This window comes from Olivibacter ginsenosidimutans (assembly GCF_039542865.1).
Classification (GTDB): Bacteria; Bacteroidota; Bacteroidia; order Sphingobacteriales; family Sphingobacteriaceae; genus Olivibacter; species Olivibacter ginsenosidimutans.
In genome coordinates this window covers 43089-59452 of sequence record NZ_BAABIQ010000035.1, presented here as the reverse complement: position 1 = coordinate 59452, position 16364 = coordinate 43089, and the positions used below count along the sequence as shown (strand labels likewise).

16 protein-coding genes are annotated in these 16364 nt (G+C 39.1%); 7 read left to right on the top strand and 9 right to left on the bottom strand.

Annotated elements, in window-relative coordinates; translation table 11 throughout:
• Nucleotides 1-115: 115 nt before the first annotated feature.
• A complete protein-coding gene (locus tag ABD930_RS12055; RefSeq protein ID WP_345231977.1) occupies nt 116-1384 on the top strand; it encodes an alkaline phosphatase family protein in 1269 nt (422 codons plus the stop codon).
• 15 nt (nt 1385-1399) lie between these two features.
• On the opposite strand, the gene ABD930_RS12050 is transcribed toward ABD930_RS12055, so the two are convergent.
• Entirely contained in the window at nt 1400-1753 is a 354-nt protein-coding gene (locus ABD930_RS12050; protein ID WP_345231976.1) for a helix-turn-helix domain-containing protein, read from the bottom strand.
• 147 nt (nt 1754-1900) lie between these two features.
• Here ABD930_RS12050 and ABD930_RS12045 point away from each other — a divergent pair, with 147 nt between their 5' ends.
• From ABD930_RS12045 to gdhA, 3 genes are all read left to right on the top strand, one after another.
• The gene (locus tag ABD930_RS12045; protein ID WP_345231975.1) at nt 1901-2116 is read left to right on the top strand and encodes a helix-turn-helix domain-containing protein; all 216 of its coding nucleotides are present in this window, start codon (nt 1901-1903) and stop codon (nt 2114-2116) included.
• Nucleotides 2117-2151: 35 nt separating this feature from the next.
• Entirely contained in the window at nt 2152-3531 is a 1380-nt protein-coding gene (locus ABD930_RS12040) for an exonuclease domain-containing protein (protein WP_345231974.1), read from the top strand.
• Nucleotides 3532-3703: 172 nt separating this feature from the next.
• Nucleotides 3704-5044, top strand: coding sequence for an NADP-specific glutamate dehydrogenase (gene gdhA / locus ABD930_RS12035; protein ID WP_345231973.1), 1341 nt, complete (start codon nt 3704-3706; stop codon nt 5042-5044).
• 65 nt (nt 5045-5109) lie between these two features.
• On the opposite strand, the gene ABD930_RS12030 is transcribed toward gdhA, so the two are convergent.
• Nucleotides 5110-5331, bottom strand: coding sequence for a DUF2795 domain-containing protein (locus ABD930_RS12030; RefSeq protein WP_013666684.1), 222 nt, complete (start codon nt 5329-5331; stop codon nt 5110-5112).
• A 205-nt stretch (nt 5332-5536) separates the two neighbouring features.
• Here ABD930_RS12030 and ku point away from each other — a divergent pair, with 205 nt between their 5' ends.
• Entirely contained in the window at nt 5537-6292 is a 756-nt protein-coding gene (gene ku, locus ABD930_RS12025) for a non-homologous end joining protein Ku (protein WP_345231972.1), read from the top strand.
• Nucleotides 6293-6546: 254 nt separating this feature from the next.
• Here ku and ABD930_RS12020 read toward each other — a convergent pair whose 3' ends face one another.
• From ABD930_RS12020 to ABD930_RS11995, 6 genes are all read right to left on the bottom strand, one after another.
• Entirely contained in the window at nt 6547-6927 is a 381-nt protein-coding gene (locus ABD930_RS12020; RefSeq protein ID WP_345231971.1) for an HU family DNA-binding protein, read from the bottom strand.
• Nucleotides 6928-7156: 229 nt separating this feature from the next.
• Complete coding sequence (locus ABD930_RS12015) at nt 7157-7915, bottom strand: 3'-5' exonuclease (protein WP_345231970.1); 759 nt, start codon at nt 7913-7915, stop codon at nt 7157-7159.
• 5 nt (nt 7916-7920) lie between these two features.
• A complete protein-coding gene (locus ABD930_RS12010) occupies nt 7921-10248 on the bottom strand; it encodes a RecQ family ATP-dependent DNA helicase (RefSeq protein ID WP_345231969.1) in 2328 nt (775 codons plus the stop codon).
• Nucleotides 10249-10389: 141 nt separating this feature from the next.
• Nucleotides 10390-10698, bottom strand: coding sequence for a helix-turn-helix domain-containing protein (locus tag ABD930_RS12005; protein WP_345231968.1), 309 nt, complete (start codon nt 10696-10698; stop codon nt 10390-10392).
• Nucleotides 10679-11026, bottom strand: a complete 348-nt coding sequence (locus tag ABD930_RS12000; protein WP_345231967.1) for a type II toxin-antitoxin system RelE/ParE family toxin — start codon at nt 11024-11026, stop codon at nt 10679-10681. The genes ABD930_RS12005 and ABD930_RS12000 overlap by 20 nt, the downstream gene beginning before the upstream one ends.
• Nucleotides 11027-11973: 947 nt before the next feature.
• Entirely contained in the window at nt 11974-13101 is a 1128-nt protein-coding gene (locus tag ABD930_RS11995) for a putative sensor domain DACNV-containing protein (RefSeq protein WP_345231966.1), read from the bottom strand.
• Nucleotides 13102-13184: 83 nt separating this feature from the next.
• On the opposite strand from ABD930_RS11995, the gene ABD930_RS11990 reads away from it, so the two are divergent.
• Both ABD930_RS11990 and mgrA read left to right on the top strand, forming a co-directional pair.
• Nucleotides 13185-14105, top strand: a complete 921-nt coding sequence (locus tag ABD930_RS11990) for a L,D-transpeptidase (protein ID WP_345231965.1) — start codon at nt 13185-13187, stop codon at nt 14103-14105.
• A 148-nt stretch (nt 14106-14253) separates the two neighbouring features.
• Nucleotides 14254-15285 (top strand): L-glyceraldehyde 3-phosphate reductase, encoded by a 1032-nt coding sequence (gene mgrA, locus ABD930_RS11985; RefSeq protein WP_345231964.1) that lies wholly within the window; start codon nt 14254-14256, stop codon nt 15283-15285.
• A gap of 72 nt (nt 15286-15357) precedes the next feature.
• On the opposite strand, the gene ABD930_RS11980 is transcribed toward mgrA, so the two are convergent.
• On the bottom strand, nt 15358-16362 hold the full coding sequence (locus ABD930_RS11980; protein WP_345231963.1) for a Kelch repeat-containing protein: 1005 nt from the start codon (nt 16360-16362) through the stop codon (nt 15358-15360).
• Nucleotides 16363-16364: the final 2 nt, after the last annotated feature.

Here is a 16364-nt window from a genome sequence, read left to right as displayed (position 1 = left end):
TCAGCTTATATGTATTAAAAGGCTGTCTTTCTTCTATAGAGACAGCCTTTTTCATTCGATAGATAGGACCTACAAAGTAAACATTTAAATCATTCCATTTTCGTAATATCGCACTATGAATAGAAAGGATATTTTTGTCTACGGTATTTTAGCTTACTTATTAATAAGCTTAGGCGTTACTTACGGACAGGACACCACCCAAAAAATTATTCCTAACCGCAATAATGCACCGCAACAGCAAGAAAAGCCTTATGTTATTCTCATTTCAGCAGACGGCTTTCGCTATGACTACCTACAGAAATATCATGCACAAGAGTTGAAACGTCTCGCTAAACAGGGAGTTAAGGCAGAAGCGCTTATTCCGTCGTTTCCATCCATTACGTTCCCTAATCATTATACGATCGTTACCGGTCTATACCCTGCACATCATGGATTGATTGGAAACAATATGATTGATCCTTTCTCCAACAGCCGATACAGTCTGGGAAATAAAAAAGCCGTAACCAATCCGATATGGTATGGAGGAATACCGATTTGGACCTTGGCCGAACAGCAAGGTATGCTGAGTGCTTGTTTTTATTGGCCAGGCTCTGAAGCAGCCATTGGCGGAATTTTACCTTCTTATTATTACGCTTATAATGAAAAAATACCAATAGCCACGCGCATACAAACGGTAGTTAACTGGTTATCCTTGCCGCCAGCTAAACGGCCTCACTTCATTACGTTCTATCTACCGGAAGTAGATCATATAGGACATTTATTTGGTCCTGACGCACCTGAAACGGAAAAGGCCGTCCATTTTATTGATTCTGCTGTTTATGCGCTAAATCAAGCTGTAGCCAAAACCGAATTGCCTGTAAATTTTGTTTTTGTTTCTGATCATGGCATGACGAGCATTGATACCTTACATCCATTAAAACTTCCGATAACGATTGATACCAACGAAGTACAAGTAAGTGATAACGGCACTATCGTAAACCTTTACGTTAAAAACAAAAAGAAAATTAAAACCATCTATAAGGCTGTTCATACAGACGATGGCCGCTACCAAGCTTACCTCAAAAATAAGGTGCCCTCCCGATATCATTTCAGCAAAAAAGAAGATGTGCATCACCGGATAGGAGATATCGTACTTTTAGCTAAATCACCTTATTATTTCTCCCGTAATAAACCGCATCCCGGTGGGCATGGTTATGATCCCGATGAAACACCGGAAATGAAAGTTACCTTTATCGCATGGGGTCCGGCCTTTAAAAAAGATATGTGTATCCCAGCCTTTGAAAATATCCATATTTATCCCCTGCTTGTCGAGTTATTAGGATTAGTGAATAATCAGAAAATAGATGGAGACAAGCGATTGCTAAAAGAAGTGTTGCTGCGCTAAATTAAGTAATAGAATTTAGGAAATACCTAATTTTTCTATTAAGGTATATAGTATTTCTTTAATGTCGGCAAGCTCTGATTTAATATCGGCAATGGAAGCCTCACAACGTTCCTTCTCGGATATATTATCCCAATTTTCCACAAGTCCTTGCCAATTGGTATACTCATTCGTGGCACCGTCTTCTGCCAACTCAATTGCTTTCAATTGGTATAACTCGCTCAGCGCTTCCAATTGGGTCAAACTTAGCGGTAGCTCGCCGGATTCCATGGTTAGATAATCGTTGACATCTACACCCAATTTATAAGCTACATATGATTTACTGTAATCGTATGAATAACGCAATAATCTCAGTTTTTCAGCTAATTCCATAAGTTTAGGTTTTTTGCTTGAATTTATTCTACAAAACATTTGCTTTTTCTCTACAAATATAAGAAAAAAACAACCATTTACAATTAATCAAGCTAGGTACGTGTTCTTAAAGTATTTTTATAGCAATAAATTACGGAGATAATAAACTTGACTGCATTAGGATTATACTTAGCAAAACGATCAATCAATAAAGCCGAAGTATCCCGAAAAACGGGTCTGAGTACTTATCGATTAAGTCAGCTTTCGCTTAATCCAAAATCCCATTTACGTGTAGACGAGCTTTACCTCATTGCATTGGCTATCGGTGCTAATCCTGGTGAGATGTTCGAATTTCTGTGTAAAGACCTACAACTTAAAAAGTAATATACAATTCAAAAAAATATGCTAATTTTGTTAGCATGGAATATGCCATAGTAGATATTGAAACGACCGGTGCTTACGCTGCTGGCCATGGTATTACCGAAATCGCCATTCTAATTCATGATGGATCAACGGTGCAAAGCACCTTCGAAACGTTAATTAACCCCTTGCAAGAGATCCCTTTGCATATTACGGCACTTACAGGTATTGACCATCAATTGGTGAAACATGCTCCGACATTTGCAGAAATAGCAGCCCAAATTTATCATTTGTTAAATGATAAAGTATTTGTTGCCCATAACGTAAATTTTGATTATTCCTTTGTAAAACACCATCTTGCAATCCATGGTTATTCATGGAGCGCAACTAAATTATGTACCGTACGATTAAGCAGGAAATTATTACCGGGCTATCCATCTTATAGTTTAGGAAGATTGTGCCAACAGTTAGATATAACGATTAATAACCGGCATCGCGCAGGCGGTGATGCAGAGGCCACCGCTATTCTCTTTTCCAAGCTATTGGAACAGGATCGTGGCGAAATTCAACAAATGCTCAAGAAAACATCTAAGGAACAAGTTTTACCTCCTCATTTACCAAAAGAGCATATCGAATCACTTCCTACATCCCCAGGTGTTTATTATTTCAAAGATCAAAAGGGCAAAACCATCTATGTCGGAAAAGCAAAAAATATTCGTAGCCGGGTAGCTGCACATTTCGCTGGCCAAAACCCAAATCCGCAACGGCAAAATTTTATGCGCCATATTTATGCGGTCGATTTTGTTAACTGCGGTACGGAATTAATGGCATTGTTACTGGAAGCATCCGAAATTAAACGGCTTTGGCCAGAAAATAACCGGGCACTAAAACGTTTCGAACCTAAATATGGTCTTTATCTATACGAAGATCAGCGGGGTTACCTACGATTAGCGATTAATAAACACCAACGATACCAAAAGGCTCTTTACGCTTTTGGTCAGTTAAGTGACGCTTATCAGCTACTGAATACCTTAATACGCGACTATCAACTCTGCCCAAAATTATGCCATGTGCATAAAACTGCTGGCTCCTGTTTATCCACTCCAGATAACCCATGTTTAGGGGCCTGTGTTGCTAAGGAAGATCCAAACCGTTATAATGCGAGGCTTGAAACAGCTGTACACCAGTTAAAAGAAAGCTTACCTTCCTTTTGTCTACTGGATAAGGGGCGGACTCCTGACGAACAGAGTTGTATTTGGATTGAAAAAGGTAAGTTTTATGGAATGGGGTACATCAGCTTTGAGAGCGCTCTTATCTACCCAGAAGAAATCAAAGAGCATCTTACTCCTTATCCATCCAACGACTATATGATGCATTTAATTACGACCTATACTCAAAAGCATCCGGAAAAAATAAAACCGCTTAAAGGCCACATATAGACCAGCCCGTCCCGTTTAAAAGACTACGTAAAACAGCCTATCGACCATTTATGAATGGTTGATAGCAACTATTGGAAAAAATAAATTCAAAAAACAAAAGTAGAATTGATGAAATTTATGTATTTTACGCTCCCCATTGTTACCACAATACTATATTAAATTGATTTTATATATGAATTTATCAAAAGAGGACTTTATCAATCAAGTCCAAAAAAGAAATGCAGGAGAATCCGAATTTTTACAAGCCGTAACCGAAGTAGCAGAAACCGTTATTCCTTACATTCAAGATCATAAAAAGTACCGAGAGGCCCGTATTTTAGAAAGAATAGTTGAACCTGAGCGGGTTATCATATTTCGTGTACCCTGGTTAAATGACCGAGGAGAAGTAGAAGTAAACCGAGGTTTTAGGGTACAGATGAATAGCGCTATCGGGCCATATAAAGGAGGCTTGCGTTTTCATGAATCCGTCAACCTAAGCGTACTTAAGTTCTTGGCTTTTGAACAGATTTTTAAAAATAGTTTAACCGGACTGCCGATGGGTGGGGGTAAAGGTGGATCGGATTTCAATCCAAAAGGAAGGTCAGATCATGAAGTCATGAAATTTTGTCAAAGTTTTATGACGGAGCTATACCGCCATGTCGGAGCGGATATCGACGTTCCAGCCGGTGATATCGGTGTGGGCAGCAGAGAAATTGGTTACCTCTTTGGTCAATACAAGCGCATTAAAGGAGAATTTACCGGCGTACTTACTGGAAAAGGGTATGAGTGGGGGGGAAGTCAAATTCGGCCAGAAGCTACCGGTTATGGCCTAGTTTATTTTGTAAAGGAAATACTCGAGCGACAAAAAGAAACCTTAAAAGATAAAAAAATCATTATTTCCGGTTCGGGCAATGTGGCGCAATTTGCTGCTGAGAAATGCATTTTAGAAGGAGCAAAAGTGCTGACCTTATCCGATTCTAATGGTTATATCTATAATCCAAAGGGAATTGATTTAGAAGGATTAGCCTACATAAAGAAATTAAAGAATGATGAACGGGGTCGAATTAGCGCTTATGCCACAAAATATAATTGCGATTACTTTGAGGGAAAGACACCTTGGGAAGTCGAAGGCGATATTGCTCTTCCCAATGCTACCCAGAACGAACTGCATAAAAAGGATGCGTTGAAACTTGTTCAGAATGGATGTTTCTGTGTTGCCGAAGGTGCTAATATGCCTTGTACACCAGAGGCTATTGCCGTTTTTAATCAATATAAAATTTATTATGCCCCAGGTAAGGCGGCTAATGCTGGCGGAGTTGCAGTATCAGGTTTAGAAATGTCCCAGAATTCTTTACGCTATACTTGGACGCGCGATAAGGTGGATGCCAAATTACAGCAAATTATGCGTGAGATCCATACCCTCTGCGTAAAACATGGCAAAGAAGATCATGATTATATCAATTACGAAAGAGGGGCAAATATTGGCGGATTTGTGAAAATTGCAGACGCCATGCTGGCGCAAGGTTTGGTATAACTGACAAAATGACAAAAAAAGAGGCGTCGTGTATTTATATAATGATCACGACGCCTTACAATTGCTTAATATTCATCTTCATTGAACAGAAAATCGTCTTTAGTGGGGTAATCAGGCCATACTTCTTCTATGCTTTCGTAGGCCTCGCCATCATCTTCCATTTCATTTAGATTTTCCAATACACCCTCTGGCGCACCAGAACGGATGGCATAATCAATTAGTTCGTCCTTTGTTGCTGGCCAAGGAGCATCTTCCAGATGCGAAGCCAATTCTAATGTCCAATACATAATTCTCCTTTAATACGTTTTACACACAAATTTTGTTTCCAAAATCAAAACGCAATAAACAAAAACTGAACCAAATCATCGCTTTTGTTGCGTTTTTTACTTGCTCCATAAATATTGGGCCGAATATAAGATATTGTAAACAATTTTAAAAGTGCAAACTTAACAGATATTTAGCTGTTATTCTTTCAATAGCGAAAAATGTACTATGAGAGCAATTTGGACAGGAGCAATTGGTTTTGGATTGGTAAATATTCCGATAAAATTGTATAGCGCAACCCAACAAAGTCATTTAGATTTGGACATGCTGGATCGTAAAGATCATTCCAGAATACGCTATCAACGTGTCAATGAGCATACCGGTAAAGAGGTTAACTGGGATAATATCGTTAAAGGCTATCTGCTAAACGATAATTATATCATCTTAGAAGAAGCAGATTTTGAAGAAGCAAGTCCAGAAAAGAACAAAATGATTAATATTCAGTCGTTCGTCAAAGAGAAAGAAATAGACAGTATGTACTTTGAAACGCCCTACTATGTTGAACCTCAAAAAGGTGGGCAGAAGGCTTATCATTTACTGGTGAAGGCTTTGGATAAAGCTGAGATGGCTGGGCTTGCAACGTTTGTCATGCGCGCAGGAGAAAATCTTTGTATGATCCGTTCCAAAGACAATATGCTGGTCTTGAACAAACTGCGGTTTGAGGAGGAAATCCGGTCGACCGAAGACTTAACCATTCCAGGCAATATAAAATTAACGAAGGCCGAAATGGATATGGCGCTCGAATTGGTTAAACACCACAGCACGTCGTTCAATGTTGGCGATTATAAAGATGAGTATAGCCATGAATTAATGAAGATTATTAAAGAACGGGCAAAGGGTAAACGACCTAAAGTGCGTAAGCTCAAAGTGAAGGCTACCCGTACGAATGATTTATTAGAACAACTGAAAGCGAGTTTGGGGTAGATCAAAATCATTGTCCAATTTTAACTAAAAAGAAAACATAATAAGAAAATCAGGCTAAAAAACCAGTCCAAAAAAACATTTAGACCGTTTTACAAAGTCATCTAAACCATTTTATCAAGTCGCTTAAACCGTTTTTGAAACGGATTAGGTGATTTTAAAAATGATATAGACCATTTTCAGGCTTTTTGGTCACAAAAAAGGCCGGTACCCAAAGGATACCGGCCATCGCCTAGAGCGTCTAGGTTTGCTTATACCTAATTTTTCTTAAAAGTTAATCCCAATAGTTCCTTCCTAACCTTAGGACCGGGATGGAACAGCAGCCGCGTACGGATAATGTTCCTGCCATCAACCTCTTCCGCCGTAGCACTGCCCATGCTGTTGCTGCCCAGACGGAAGGAACCCAGGTTGCCTAGGCGGATAATATAGCCGCGTGCAATATTCTTGGGTATCTCCCTGACCAGGTTCTGCAAAACGGCATAAACATCAGCTTCCGTTACCGAGGAGGCGTGGGAGATATCGTCTACCAGATCTTCGAGGGTAATTTCGCCCGCAGAGATTGGACAGGCGTAAAACTTTTTGGGAGCTGCTAGGTCGCTAGGATTCCCTTTTTCTACAATGTTGAATTGAATTGCCATAATCATTAAAAATTTTAAACGTTAAACAAAAAAATACTGTCGCAGGCGGCGCCTCACCTTTTGACTAGACAAATTTCTGTAAAACGAAAAATAGGTGTGTCCGAATTTGGCGCTTTTGTCCGAATCTGGCGCTTTTGTCCGATTAAGTGTCCGTTTGTCACTTAAAAAAACAGCGACTACCCCCGATCCCGGATGACCAACAGGTATTGTCGTTAATCAATTTTTCCATTCACATTCGTATTTTTTCAAAATGCAATTCAGGAAGAACAATCTTTACCTCAATTTTCTTGTCGTTATCTATCCAATGAACAATGAAATTTACTTTTGCTTCTTTCAATTCAAAACCGCTTTCCTGTATTTTACCTAATCTTTCAAGGAATTTCTTGGAGAACTTTAAAACAAATTCTCCTTTCTCGTTTTTGCAACCTTCATCAGAAACAGTAATTGAATCTCCGCTTGTCAATGTATCTACCCGTTTCTGAACATATTCAAAATACCCTAAGTTCAAATCCTTGTGCGAAAGATGCAATGCCAGTCCGCTTGGTGGTTGAAATGTGTTGTTGTTCTCCACCCTTTCTAATTTTTCGGTCTTTAACTTATCCAGATAATTACCATTCAAGTGGATAGTCAAATTTTGTTTTGCTCTTGTCATAGCAACATAAAGCAGTCGCTTCTTTTCATCTTCCCGTGCATCAAAGTTTTCAAGAAGCAGAAAAACATGGTCAAACTCTTTGCCTTTCGCTTTATGAATGGTTGAAACAAAAATTGTTTCTCCGTTTGCGCTGATGAAATCTTCCAGTTTTGATTCCCGGATAAAAACTTCAAAGTCTGATTTGTATTTCCACTTCGTATTTATTGCTTCAAAGTCTTTAATCAGGTTATTACAGATGTCAAATTTTGAGCTTAGTTTAAACCTATCGATCAGGTTTCTTTTTGCATTTCCCCAAACATCATCACTGATAATAAACGAATCATCGTCTAAATTCAATTCATTCAAAAAGAAACGAACCTCTGCAAGATTATACAAGCTAAAACTGTCGTTCGTTCACGCAATAGATTGACAATGGAAATCACATTCTTAATATGGAGACCTAAATTATCGGAGATGTAATCGACTCTTGATTCTGCTTCATCGAGGTTTGTTTGCTTTCTGCTTTTGCTGGAAAAGAGACTTCTAATAATTCTAGTTGCGTCTTTTTTTTGCTTTTCGCTGAATTTTTGAGAACGCATGATGTTATCAATTGCCTCTTGTGCCGTTTTGGATAAAATGCTATTGGCGAATACTCTTGGCATGTTTTGTTTGCGTTTCACATAGCCGGCTTCTTCTAACGCTGCAATTGCAGTTGTAACCCGTGTTTCAATTTCTTTCAGGTTGTCGTCCCAACCTGCCGCTCTTGCAATTTCTAAAGCAGATTTTTGCACACTGGGTTTGAATTTGGTAATGAATTTAATGGCATTCCATATTTGTTTTATCTCATGCAAGTTGAGTTTGGTTTGGTTCAGCAAGATGAAATGCTTGCTAAGATCTTCCTCATTGAATAAGACATAACAGTCGGCTGTCATGTTTTCATCCCGTCCTGCTCTGCCTGCCTCCTGAATATAGTTTTCCAATGAATCGGAAATTTCATAGTGAATGACCATGCCGACATCTTTTTTGTCGACCCCCATTCCAAAGGCAGAAGTGGCCACCATAATTTGAACTTCTCCTGCCAGGAAAGCATTTTGGTTTTCGGTTTTCTCCTGACTTTCCATTTTGCCGTGAAATGCTCTTGCATTAAATCCATCTTCGCTTAACCTTGTGGCAAGGTCTCTTACTCGTCTTGTTCTTGAAACATAAATGATCGTCGGACAATCTTTCTCCTCCATTAAGTCACGAACCGTATTGTATTTTGCTTCATCGTCTCCTTTTTCAAAAACCTTGTAGTGCAGATTTGTTCTTGTTGCCTTTGAAGGAAATATTTCCAACTTGATTCCCAATTTTTCGTTGAAGTAAGTACAAATGTCTTCCATGACTTTTTGTTTTGCGGTGGCCGTAAAACAAGAAACAGGAATTTGTTCTTCCAGATTTTTGTTTTCCTGAAGCGATTTGATAAAATCACCAATGTATAGATAATCAACTCTGAAATCTTGTCCCCACGAAGAAAAGCAGTGTGCTTCGTCAATTACAAAGCGGACAATTTTTCTGCCTAATAGTAATTTTTCAATCGTCTTTGAACGAAGCGATTCAGGAGAGATATAAAGAATAGATGCCCTGCCGTCTTGAATTCTTTCAATAGATTTTGCTCTTTCAATCGGGTCAAGCAAGCCATTGATCGTTACCGCATCTGTAATTCCAATTCTTTCCAGATTGTCGACTTGGTCTTTCATCAGCGATTGCAAAGGAGAAATCACAACGGTCAAACCTTTTGCATTTTCTCCTGCCATCAACGCAGGAACTTGAAATGTAATAGATTTGCCGCCACCTGTCGGAAATACTGCCAATAGTGATTTGTTGTCAACCGCTGCCTGAACGGCGTTTTCCTGCAATGGCTCACCCGCATAAGTTCTATAAGCATCAAATCCGAAATATTTTTTTAATCCCTTGTGTATATCCAACGCTTGATTGCAATATGCGCAACCGGTAAGGCATGGCTTGCTTCTAAGAAGAAACATGATCCGTTCAACTTTAGGAAAGTTTTTTAAAACCCAAGGGGGTGTTATCGAATACCGGTTGTTGCAATTGATAAGTGCTAAAGCGTAAGCTAATTCAATCGGATGTTCCGAAATTATTTTCGGAAGGTCGGCGTGTTCGCAAATAACAGCTGGAAATCTTTCACGAATTAGTTTTTCTGTTTGTATCTCGCTGTTTGCGTATGCTATGAAGCGAAAAAAAGCAGCGAACTCCCTTTGCTCTCTCAATAGCAAATAAAAAATATGTTTTAGTTTTTCGTCCGTTTGCTTGAATGCAGCAACTTCATCAAAGAAAAGGTCTTTGGCTTTTATAGCATCGTTAAGCGGGTTGTTTGTGTCTTCGGTTTGTAGTTTGTCGTCTTTGAGCAAAGCGTGATATGGCTTTGCCGGAAACAAAAGGGGAGAGAGAAACAACGTGTCAATGGTCTGGGCAACATTAACGTTTGCATCTGTAATGGCTTTCTGAATATATGGTAAGTCGTGATTTAAAATATTGTGCCCGCAAATGAACTGTGCCCCATGGAGAAACTTTATGAAATTAGCAATAGCGTTTGAATGGAAAGAATTGCCGTCACTTTTGACACTTCCAATGTCAAGAATTTTTCGGCTTTTTGGTTCAATCTCCGTGTCTATAAAGGCAATTGAATTCATATTTATCTAAAATAGTCATTTTAATTTTTTATCCCATTTTAGCATGTCATTAATTATCAATTTCAAATTGTTCTTATTTTGGTTGTTCGCTTGTGGAAATTTATTGTCTTAATAGCTTATTGTCAACTATTAGCGGACGCATTACATCTTTATCGACAGTTCTAAATGTCCTCCCAATCCTTTTTCTATGATTTTTTGAAGGGTCGAAATCCGAACGTCTTTAATGTTATTTTCAACTCGTGAGATATATCCCTTATTCGTACCTACTTTTTCAGCAAGTTGTTCCTGTGTCATACCTTTTTCGATACGGGCTTGTTGAAGGATAAATCCAAATTTAAATTCTTCATATCCTTTTTCAAAATCTTCACGTTTTTCCGTTCCTCTTTTACCATATTGTTCATCAACAAATTGGTCAAGAGATTTTAAGTTTTTATTTTTTATCGTTTTCATATTCTTCTTTTATTTTTAATGCTTTTTCAATTTCCTTTTTCGGTGTTTTCTGTGTCTTTTTCTGAAAACCGTTTGCCAATACGACTAATTTTCCTTCATCAAAAAAACAGAAAACTCTAAATATATCACTACCCAATTGAACTCTGATTTCATACAAACCGTCCGTTCCTTCAATATGTTTTAGATATTCGTTTGGAACTTGCGGAATTGTTTCAATTACTCTGAATGTCCAAATGATTTTCTCTTTTACTTTCTGCTTTTGTTTTTCGTAAAAGCCAGAGAAATAATCTTTGTACAAAAATATATGTCGTACTTTCTCACTTTCCATATTAGTACAAAGATGCAAAAAAGTTGTCCGATTATACAACTTTTAGAGTAAGATTTTTTACTAAAATAGTTTTTCTCAAAGTCCTTTTTTGTCGGATTGTGCTTTTTAATTATCCAAATCTGCAGGTCGTTTTTGACAATTCTGTCAGCTTTTGATTAAGGGTTTGTACGCCATAATTTCTACATATTTCGGTCTAAGAAATAGTGATAATTGGATATCCACGTTTCTACAAACTGATTATAACCTCTCGCCCTATTGTTTTCAAATATTTCGACGTTATTCGTTCTTTCTGTCATTTATGCGGTATCGGTTTACCATGATTGCAAACAGGCAAGGGCTTCGCGAGGGTTGGGCTTTCTGTCAACCTGTTGAATAAGGGTCAATGAAGAGTTTATGTTTGAATAAAGTAAAGCCGTCAGTTCAAACCGAACTGACGGCTTTCGATTTTAATTCTCGTCCAGCCGAATAATGAGCAATTTGTCCATTGTTGTGACTGTCACTCGTTGTTCGGGAGTAAATCCTAACTGTCAAGCCAAAGTCCGCTTAGTCTGATTACGGGAACTGTGGTCTGGCTCCAGCGATTAATTTTGATATTTGGTTGGATTTTCAGGCTACGCACATCGGGTCGCTTGATTGTTTGTCTCTTGTTGTTTCGCATAATTTTTTATTTTTAAAAAGAGGTCTGACGGTGCTGCGAAACAACAAGAGAACTTGTAGGTTACGGGACTTACACCCGCTCTCCGCCAGACTTTATCTTTGATTGCTAAATTTGATGAATTAAACATTGATTTTCTCTTAAATTGTTTCGCACTTTAAAGATAAAATTTTTTGTCTAACTATCCGTAACCGAATTATTTTTTTATCACTTATTATACATGAATAAGAATTGTCAAATTGGGAAGTGTCAGCATGAAAAGTTAACAGGAAATGGATGTTCATAGCCTTATCTAAAGCAGCAATACATCAATCCGATGCGCATGCACTATTTGCGTAGGGGCGGACCAAACAAACACCGTAAATACGCCATCTTGGGAGGCGACCAAAGCCATAGCTTCTCGTTGGTCATGTACGAATTGTGCTGCTGCCAAATGACGTGTACCACCTAATTTGACAGGATCGACAATTTCTGCCTCATTTCCCACAATAGGTTCGGATAGGAGCACTTTAGGTACTTGAGCATTTTTTTGGTTTCTTCCCACTTTGGCTCCAAAAGCTAAAAATTCGTAATTTTTAGTCATAATCGTGGCGCCATCGATGGCGGTGAAACCTCCGATAATATCAATTATTTTTAATATATTAGATTTCCAATCCGCTCGGCGACGATCCATAGGATAGCGTTGTATCAGATCACTTAAACCACCGTAAATGGGATCAATAATATAACTTATCGGATGCACGATCGAATCCTTCCATTGGTGTTGATCTGGAGGCACTAATAGTAACAGTCCTCCGCGGGCATGCCGTCGCATTGCTACGGCTAACTCCACTAAAACATTTATCGGCTCATCTAGAGCAATTGCCAGCGACTTACCCAATAAAGATGCCAGCAAATCTGGATATTCCGTCAAACCTAAGCTCCTATCATCTACCAACTTCACTTGATCGCCTTTTAATACTGCAATATTGACATACTTTCCATAGCCTTCCTGTCGCTTATGCTTGATCACCAATAATCCAGGTTCTATAACCTCTAACACGAGACATGAATCGGGTATATCATGAATGGTACCCCAAATCAATACATCATTATCGGTATACCATACCCCTAAATGAATACTCGGCTGTACAACAGCGGGCGATAACTTTACCAAATGGTGCGGCGTTAACCGAACAGGTGTAGCAAAACGCAAGGGATCTGTAGCCACATCTGGCGGAATCAGTGCCACAGAAATTTTAGGTAAATATCCTTCTTCTTTTCTCAAGCTTGCCCAAAAAGAAGCATCAATAAGGGCTTCAATAATTGCTGCCGGTAAGTAATGGCTCTCGTCTAATGATTGGTATGCATGCTCTTTAAAATAGTTTTCCAGCGCGCCGGAAACCATTCGTGCACCTAAATAAGTAGTATCAGAAATCATATCACTGCAAATGGCTTTATATTCTTATCTCGTCAACAAATGTCCTCTTTTAAATGTTATAATAAAAATTAAAACAATTACCTATGCTAAAAACATCCATTTACTCAAGCTTTATTTTTTTTCTAGTAATCAGTTTCATCGCCTGTAGAGATAACCGTAACGCGGGCATATCGACAAAAAAAGCAGACTCTTTGGAAAATAACATCCCAAAGATTGATCGTTACAACGCCAATTATCAAATGATGGCTGTTAAAGGTAACGACACGGCCCTGACAACCTTCAAAAAAAAGTATACCGCAGCACAACAACATATCATTTTAGCGTTAAACAGGGTTGATTTTACGAATTTCAACCGGATTGATTCCATTGTCATTCCAGATTCCGTGTGGTCGGATATCAATAGTTATTCGCCTTTTCCCTTACAAATTGAAGCCTTAGATTCTGTACCGAAAATGGTATTCTTTGCCTATCCTATACAGGCGTTTGCAGCATATGAACATGGACATTTGGTACGATGGGGCCCTAGCAGTATGGGAAGTAAAATACACCCCACAAAAACAGGCTTAGCGTTTACGAATTGGAAAGCAGAAGAACATGTTAGTACTGCAGATGATGAATGGCTTCTACGCTGGAATTTTAATATCCATAATAAAGAGGGGATTGGTTGGCATCAATATACCATGCCAGGGTATCCTGCCTCGCATTCTTGCCTGCGCTTGTTAGAGAACGATGCAAGGTGGCTATACGATTGGGCTGACGAATGGATTGTAGAAAAGAATCAGCATGTATTGGCAGAAGGTACTCCAGTACTCGTATTTGGGACTTATGATTATGAAGGTATGAAACCTTGGTTAAAACTTGCTGAAGATCCTAAAGCTAATGAAATCGCTGAAAAGGATCTACTGAATGAATTAAAACCCAACTTGGAAAAGATAGCGGAAGAACAGCATAAGCGTGAGCAGGTGATTGCAAGCCAACAAGATTCTGTAGGGCAGGGTAGCTAAGATTAACCCGCATCCATGTTAAAAATGTAGCAGTATCTCTAAAAACGGGTATTGAATTGATGCACTTCGAGAAAAGGAAGCTTATTTAGCCTATGCGCTGTGCGTGGATTACCGTATCTTTAAACCAGAAAAATTAACGAATAATACAATGAATTGGATTCCTGATCAAAACCGATACAAGCAAATGGTGTACAGAAACTGCGGAAAAAGCGGTTTAAAGCTACCAGTCCTATCGCTAGGTTTATGGCATAATTTCGGTGATGATACCACACATCAAACCAAACAAGAGATCTGTCGAACGGCATTCGATTTAGGTATTACCCATTTCGACTTAGCCAATAACTATGGTCCTCCTCCTGGTAGTGCTGAAATAGCCTTTGGAAGAATATTAAAAGAAGACTTTAAGGGTTTACGCGATGAACTGGTCATCTCATCGAAAGCAGGTTATGATATGTGGCCTGGACCTTATGGAGAATGGGGGAGTCGAAAATACCTAGTCGCCAGTTGCGATCAGAGCTTAAAGCGGATGGGATTGGAATATGTGGATATTTTTTATTCTCATCGCTTTGATCCAAATACACCTTTAGAAGAAACAATGGGCGCTTTGGATCATATCGTTCGTTCAGGTAGAGCGCTTTATGTAGGCATATCTTCCTACAATACCCAACGAACACGTGAAGCAGCAGCCATATTAAAAGACTTAGGCACTCCCTGTCTCATTCATCAGCCCAGCTATTCACTGCTTAATCGTTGGGTAGAGGATGACGGCTTACTTGATACCCTGAACAATCTTGGTATGGGTTCAATCGTATTCTCTCCACTTGCTCAAGGTATGCTGACAACAAAATATTTAGGTGATATACCGAAAGATAGCCGGGCTATGCAGCATAAATCACTTCATCCGGATTTTTTGAATGAAAAAAACCTGAAAAATATTAACGCATTAAATGAGATCGCTAAACAACGCGGTCAAACATTGGCACAAATGGCTATTGCTTGGGTATTAAGAAAGAAGGAAGTCACATCTGCTTTAATTGGCGCCAGTAAAGCCGAACAGGTAAAGGATTGTGTTGGCGCAATTAAAAATCTGGATTTCACAACAGAAGAGTTACAACATATAGACCGCTATGCCCAAGATGGTTCAATTAATATTTGGGCTAAATCTGCGGAATTAGCCTAAAGAATTCCTGCTTATCATCAAGAAACGAAGGGGGGTCGAAAAAACCCCTTTCGCTTCTTGATGCGCTACTTATTACTCATTGGGGTGTTTCGATAAATCTGGTGTGAACTTCCAGATATCATCAAAAGGTGTACTACCACTTCTTCCGCCTACAACATAACCTACACCATTTGATGAGAATCCAACAGCTTGTTGCCTTGATGATGCACCGTTAATGGTAAAATCATCATGTTCAATCCAATAATCCACCGATGGATCGTAACGCCAAGTCGAGCTGAGCGTTGAGCTATTTGTACCCCCGGTGATGAAACCATAATTGCCAATTACAAAAACAGCTGGGTAGTTCCGACGTAAGTCGTAGGTATAATCATCTGTTCGGCCACTAAGTGGTTCTTTTGTACTCCAATTTTGTCCGTCAAAAGCATAAAAACTGGAAACATAAGCATTATTGTTTGTTCCTCCTCCCAGGTAGGCCACATTATTGATCACAAAACTGAAGGCAAAACTACGTTTCTCTGGTGTACTATTCACCTTCGTCCAACTATCACTGCTAGGCGAATAGGTGTACACATCGTTGTAGTCCTGAGCGTCAACATCTTGTCCGCAACCGACATAAGCCACGCCATTAATCACAAAACTTACTGCTCCATACCGCGCAACACCGGGAAAATCAGCTATCGGGCTCCAAGAATCTTGTTGCGGATCATATACATAAAAATCTTTAAACATTTTCGTGCCATTGGTGCCCAAGCCAACGTAACCTTTTCCATTAAGGGTAAAAGCCACAGCATTATTACGTGCTTCGCCTGGAAAATTAGCTTTTTCCATCCATGTAGCGCTATTAATATCGTAAACCCATGTATCTTTAAAGCGGGTACTGCTCGTTCCATAGCCCGTAGTTAAATAAACATCCTCGTTAATGGTAAAACTTGCTGCCCCGCTCCTGGGAAGACCATCAAAGTCGACACCGCGCACCCATTCTTCATCATCATCGTCTTCTTGATCTTTACTGCAGGCGGCAGCGGTGATCAATACCAAAACCATCATGGTCAATTTAATAAACTTAGTCGTTTTCATCT